Genomic DNA, 5,107 nt, shown 5'->3' on the forward strand with positions numbered 1-5,107 from the left:
ACTCGCACCGGGCCTCCTGTGCGAACGATCCGGGCGCGGTCTCAGCCGCGCCCGTCGGCGTCAGTTGGTGCCGTTGTCGCCCTCGGACGAATCCGTCTGCGAGTCGGTCGGCTGCGTACCGGGAACGGCCTCGCCGGTCGACTGCGCGCCGCTCTCGGACGGCGACGTCGAGGTGGGCGTCGGGGTCGGGCTCGGCGCGAGGGTCTGGTACTCCTCCTGCGAGCTCGTCAGCACCGGCACGTTCGCCGAGACACCCTCGGCGTCGGGGTAGCTGAAGTAGACCTTGACGAGCGAACCGGGCTTCGCGTCCGCGTTGTCGAACACGACCGGCTCGGCGTCACCGGCGGTGGTGCCCTGCGTGGTGTCGCCCTCTTGCACGCTCGACTCGTCGTCGCTGCCCGCACCCGCGGCCATGGCGAGGTCGACGTGGGTGTTCGCCGGCACGTCGACGGTCTGGGTGGCGCCGCCGATCTCGATCGAGACGGTGTAGTCGTCCTGGTCGTCGTTGTTCACGAGCGTGCCGATGAAGCGGGCGCTCTCACCGTCGTCCGAGATCAGGAGGGCGTTCCGCACGTCGACCTTGCCGGTCGAGACGTCCACGCCGTCGGTGATCTGCTTGATGTCGACGGTGTGGGCCGGCGACATGAACTCGCACCCGGTGGCGCCGAGCGCGATGGTCGCCGCAACGGCGACGGACACGAGTACCCGAGGTCGCAAGAGATTCCTCCGTAAGTCACGATGAGGACCGGGCGGTCCCCGCGCCCATCCTAGCGATCACCGGGAGGGGTGAGCGTTGAGGGTCCCCTTACCGGAACGGCCCCTGTGGTAAACTGGATGTCTGGGAACGGAGCCTGATACATGCAATTCGAGGTCGGCGAGACCGTCGTCTACCCCCATCACGGGGCGGCAACCATCTCTGAAGTCAAGACTCGCGTCATCAAGGGCGAGGAAAAGGTCTACCTGAAACTGCGGGTGACGCAGGGTGACCTGACGATCGAGGTCCCGGCGGACAACGTCGACCTGGTCGGCGTCCGCGACGTGATCGGCAAGGAAGGACTCGACAAGGTGTTCGAGGTACTCCGGGCGCCGTTCACGGAAGAGCCCACCAACTGGTCACGCCGCTACAAGGCGAACCTCGAGAAGCTCGCTTCCGGTGACGTCATCAAGGTGTCCGAGGTCGTCCGCGACCTCTGGCGGCGCGATCAGGACCGCGGGCTCTCCGCGGGTGAGAAGCGGATGCTCGCCAAGGCCCGGCAGATCCTGATCTCCGAGCTCGCGCTGGCCGAGAAGACCGACGAGGACAAGGCATCGACCGTCCTCGACGAGGTCCTGGCTTCCTGAGTCTGACGACAGCGCACTGAACACGACAGCACGAACGACGACCGCACGGTTCCCCGAAGGGGTGGACCGGGCGGTCGTCGTCGTTGCGGCGGGTTCCGGCACCCGGCTCGGCATCGGGACCGCGAAGGCGTTCGTGCCCGTGGCCGGTTCGCTCATGCTCGCGCGGGCGCTCGAACCTCTGTTCGCCTTGCCGTCACCGACGCTCGTCGTCGTGGTCGCACCGGCGTCGCACCTGGACGAGTGCCGGCAGGTGGTCGGTTCGGTCGCGGGTGCTGCGGTCGCGTACACGGCCGTCGTCGCCGGAGGCACGGATCGCCACGGTTCGGTCGAGGCCGGCCTGGCCGTCCTGCCGGACTCCGTCACCACGGTGCTCGTGCACGACGCGGCGCGGTGCCTCACGCCCGCGGCACAGTTCTCGCGGGTGTTCGACGCCGTCGCCGCCGGTGACGGTGCGGGCGTCGTGCCGGCGCTCCCCGTCACGGACACGGTGAAGCGGGTCGACGGTGACGTCGTCGTCGAGACCGTCGACCGTGCGGCGCTCGTCGGGGTGCAGACGCCGCAGGGCTTCCCGCTCGCGGCACTACGGCGGGCCTACGCGGTGTCGTCGCAGTCCGAGACGGACGACGCCGGGGTGTTCCAGGCCGTCGGGGGCACCGTCCGGTTCGTGCCGGGGGACGCCGACGCCTTCAAGATCACGACGCCGTGGGACCTCGGCCGGGCCGAGTCGATCGTGCGGGCGCGGACCGAGGCGGCCGGTGGTGCCGGTGCGGGGACGGCCGACGCCGTCGTCGCGGTCCGGCTCGGGCTCGGGGTCGACGTGCACGCCTTCGACGACGCCTCGCCCTGCCGCGTCGGCCTGCTCGACTTCCCCGGCGAACCCGGCCTCTCCGGGCACAGCGACGGCGACGCGGTGGCGCACGCGGTGTGCGACGCCCTGCTCTCCGCCGGGGGCCTCGGCGACATCGGCGGGCGCTTCGGCACCGCTGACCCGCAGTACGCCGGTGCCACGGGCGACGTCTTCGTCCGGGGTGCGGTCGCGCTGCTCGCCGATGTCGGGCTCGTGCCGGTGTCCGTCACCGTGCAGGTCGTCGGCAACCGGCCGCGCATCGGTCGTCGCCGCGACGAGATGCAGGACGCCCTGTCCGCGGTCGTCGGTGCGCCCGTCGCCGTGTCCGGCACGACGACCGACGGCCTCGGCTTCACCGGCCGTGGCGAGGGGCTCGCGGCGATCGCCACGGCACTCGTGCGTCCCTCCTGAAACCGCGGCCCCGCGCCGATTAGGGTTGAGGCGTGACCGTTCGCCTCTACGACTCCCGCGCCGCAGCCGTCGTCGACCTCGTGCCCCTGGTCGACGGACACGTGAGCGTCTACGTCTGTGGTCCGACGGTGCAGTCGTCGCCGCACATCGGGCACCTGCGGTCCGCGCTCGTCTACGACATCTGGCGTCGGTGGCTCACCCACCGCGGGTACCGGGTGACCCTGGTGCGCAACGTCACCGACATCGACGACAAGGTCCTCGACCTGGCTGCCGGCACGGACGAGGCGTGGTTCGCCCGCGCCTACCGGGTCGAGCTCGAGTTCACGGCCGCGTACAACGCCCTCGGCATCCTGCCCCCGACGTACGAACCGCGGGCCACCGCGAGCGTGCCGCAGATGCACGAGATCATCCAGCGCCTGATCGACCGCGGGCACGCCTACGCCGCCGACGACGGCTCGGGTGACGTCTACTTCGACACCGGCAGCTGGGCCGACTACGGGCTGCTCACCCGGCAGCGGCGCGAGGACATGGTCGAGGCCGCCGACGCCGACCCGCGTGGCAAGCGCGACGCCCGTGACTTCGCGCTCTGGAAGGGTGCGAAGCCCGGCGAGCCGTCGACGGCCAACTGGGACTCCCCGTGGGGTGCCGGCCGCCCGGGCTGGCACATCGAGTGCTCGGCGATGTCCCGTCGGTACCTCGGCCCGGCGTTCGACATCCACGGCGGCGGGCTCGACCTGCGCTTCCCGCACCACGAGAACGAGCTGGCGCAGTCCACGGCCGCCGGGGACCCGTTCGCGTCGTACTGGCTGCACAACGGCCTGGTGACGGTCGAGGGCCAGAAGATGTCGAAGTCGCTCGGCAACTCGATCTTCGCCGCGGACTTCCTCGGATCCGCTCGTCCCGCCGTCGTGCGCTACTTCCTCGGTGCCGCCCACTACCGCTCGTCGATCGACCACCACGAGGGTTCCCTGGCCGAGGCCGAGGCGGCGTACGACCGCATCGCCGGGTTCCTCGAGCGCGCCGAGACCCGACTCGAGGGCGTCCACCTCGCCGACGCCCCGGCCGTGCCCGAGGCCTTCGCCGCCGCCATGGACGACGACCTCTCCGTGCCCCAGGCCCTGGCCGTGCTGCACGAGACCGTGCGCACCGGCAACGCCGCCCTCGACGCCGACGATGCGGAAACGCTCGGGACCGCGTACCATCAGGTGGCTGCGATGGTGGAGGTGCTCGGCATCGACCCGCGAGCCGCCCACTGGTCGGGCGGCGGCCACGACACCTCGGCAGGCCCGCTCGCCGCCCTCGTCGAACGCCTCGTGCAGGAGCGCGCGGACGCCAGGGCAGCACGGGACTTCACCGCGGCCGACCGCGTGCGCGACGACCTCGCCGCCGCGGGCATCACGATCGAGGACACGCCGTCCGGAACACGCTGGAGCATCGCCTGAACACGGCAGTGCCGAACAGGAGCTACGCATGAAGAACGTCTCGGGAAGCAAGAAGGGTCGGCCCGGCGCCGTCCGCACCGGTCGCAAGGGCAACAAGCAGGTCGGTTCCGGCGGACAGGGCGCCCAGGCGCTCGAGGGTCGCAAGCCGACCCCGAAGGCCGAGGACCGCCCGTACCACCCCGCCGGCAAGCGCAAGGCCGCGAAGGACCGCTTCGAGGCGGCCAAGGGTCGGCACGGTTCCTCGAGCACCCCGCAGGGTCGCACGGGCCGTCCGCCGGCACGCAAGACCGACGACTCCGAGCTGGTGACCGGACGCAACTCCGTGCTCGAGGCCCTGCGGACGAAGACCCCGTCGTCGACGCTCTACATCGCGTCGCGCATCGAGGTCGACGACCGCGTGAAGGAGATCCTCGCGCTCGCCAACCACCGTGGCGTGCCGATCATCGAGCTCATGCGTCCCGAGCTCGACCGCATAACCGGACACGACAGCGTGCACCAGGGCGTCGCCCTCAAGGTGCCGGCGTACCAGTACGCCGTGTCCGAGGACATCGTCGAGCAGGCGTTCTCGCGCGACCAGGTCCCGCTGCTCGTCGCGCTCGACGGCATCACGGACCCCCGCAACCTCGGCGCGATCATCCGCTCGACCGCGGCCTTCGGCGGACACGGCGTCATCGTGCCGCAGCGTCGTTCGGTCGGCGTGACGGCGTCGGCGTGGAAGACCTCGGCCGGTGCCGCGGCACGCACGCCCGTCGCGATGGCCCCGAACCTCACGCAGACCCTGAAGTCGCTCAAGTCGATGGGCCTGTTCGTCCTCGGCCTGGACGGCGACGGTGACGTGGAGCTCGACGGCCTCGAGCTCGCCGACCGTCCGATCGTGATCGTCGTCGGTTCCGAGGGCAAGGGCCTGTCGCGCCTGGTCACCGAGACCTGTGACGCGATCGTGTCGATCCCGATCTCGAGCGCCACCGAGTCCCTGAACGCCGGCATCGCCGCGAGCGTCACCCTGTGGGAGGTCGCGCGGCGCCGTCGCACCGCGTAGCCACAGCACTTCGTGAGCAGGAATGGT

5 protein-coding genes are annotated in these 5,107 nt (G+C 71.0%); 4 read left to right on the top strand and 1 reads right to left on the bottom strand.

The features are described from left to right. Positions 1-60 precede the first annotated feature (60 nt). Positions 61-717, bottom strand: coding sequence for a hypothetical protein (locus tag BIU89_RS00065; protein ID WP_139178703.1), 657 nt, complete (start codon positions 715-717; stop codon positions 61-63). A 141-nt stretch (positions 718-858) separates the two neighbouring features. Between BIU89_RS00065 and BIU89_RS00070 the strand changes: the two genes are divergently transcribed. From BIU89_RS00070 to rlmB, 4 genes are all read left to right on the top strand, one after another. Beyond that, complete coding sequence (locus BIU89_RS00070; protein WP_017888066.1) at positions 859-1,341, top strand: CarD family transcriptional regulator; 483 nt, start codon at positions 859-861, stop codon at positions 1,339-1,341. A gap of 61 nt (positions 1,342-1,402) precedes the next feature. Then, entirely contained in the window at positions 1,403-2,599 is a 1,197-nt protein-coding gene (gene ispD / locus BIU89_RS00075; protein WP_071244010.1) for a 2-C-methyl-D-erythritol 4-phosphate cytidylyltransferase, read from the top strand. A 32-nt stretch (positions 2,600-2,631) separates the two neighbouring features. Then, the gene (cysS, locus tag BIU89_RS00080; protein ID WP_071244012.1) at positions 2,632-4,041 is read left to right on the top strand and encodes a cysteine--tRNA ligase; all 1,410 of its coding nucleotides are present in this window, start codon (positions 2,632-2,634) and stop codon (positions 4,039-4,041) included. Positions 4,042-4,069: 28 nt separating this feature from the next. Continuing rightward, a complete protein-coding gene (gene rlmB, locus BIU89_RS00085) occupies positions 4,070-5,080 on the top strand; it encodes a 23S rRNA (guanosine(2251)-2'-O)-methyltransferase RlmB (protein ID WP_027466607.1) in 1,011 nt (336 codons plus the stop codon). The last annotated feature ends 27 nt before the right edge of the window (positions 5,081-5,107 follow it).

The sequence above is a fragment of the Curtobacterium sp. MCBA15_005 genome, assembly GCF_001864855.1.
Lineage (GTDB): Bacteria > Actinomycetota > Actinomycetes > Actinomycetales > Microbacteriaceae > Curtobacterium > Curtobacterium flaccumfaciens.

What these genes read in the sequence shown, in the direction of transcription:
- BIU89_RS00070 (WP_017888066.1), top strand. Translation starts at nt 859, where the DNA reads ATGCAATTCGAGGTCGGCGAGACCGTCGTCTACCCCCATCACGGGGCG.
- rlmB (WP_027466607.1), top strand. Translation starts at nt 4,070, where the DNA reads ATGAAGAACGTCTCGGGAAGCAAGAAGGGTCGGCCCGGCGCCGTCCGC.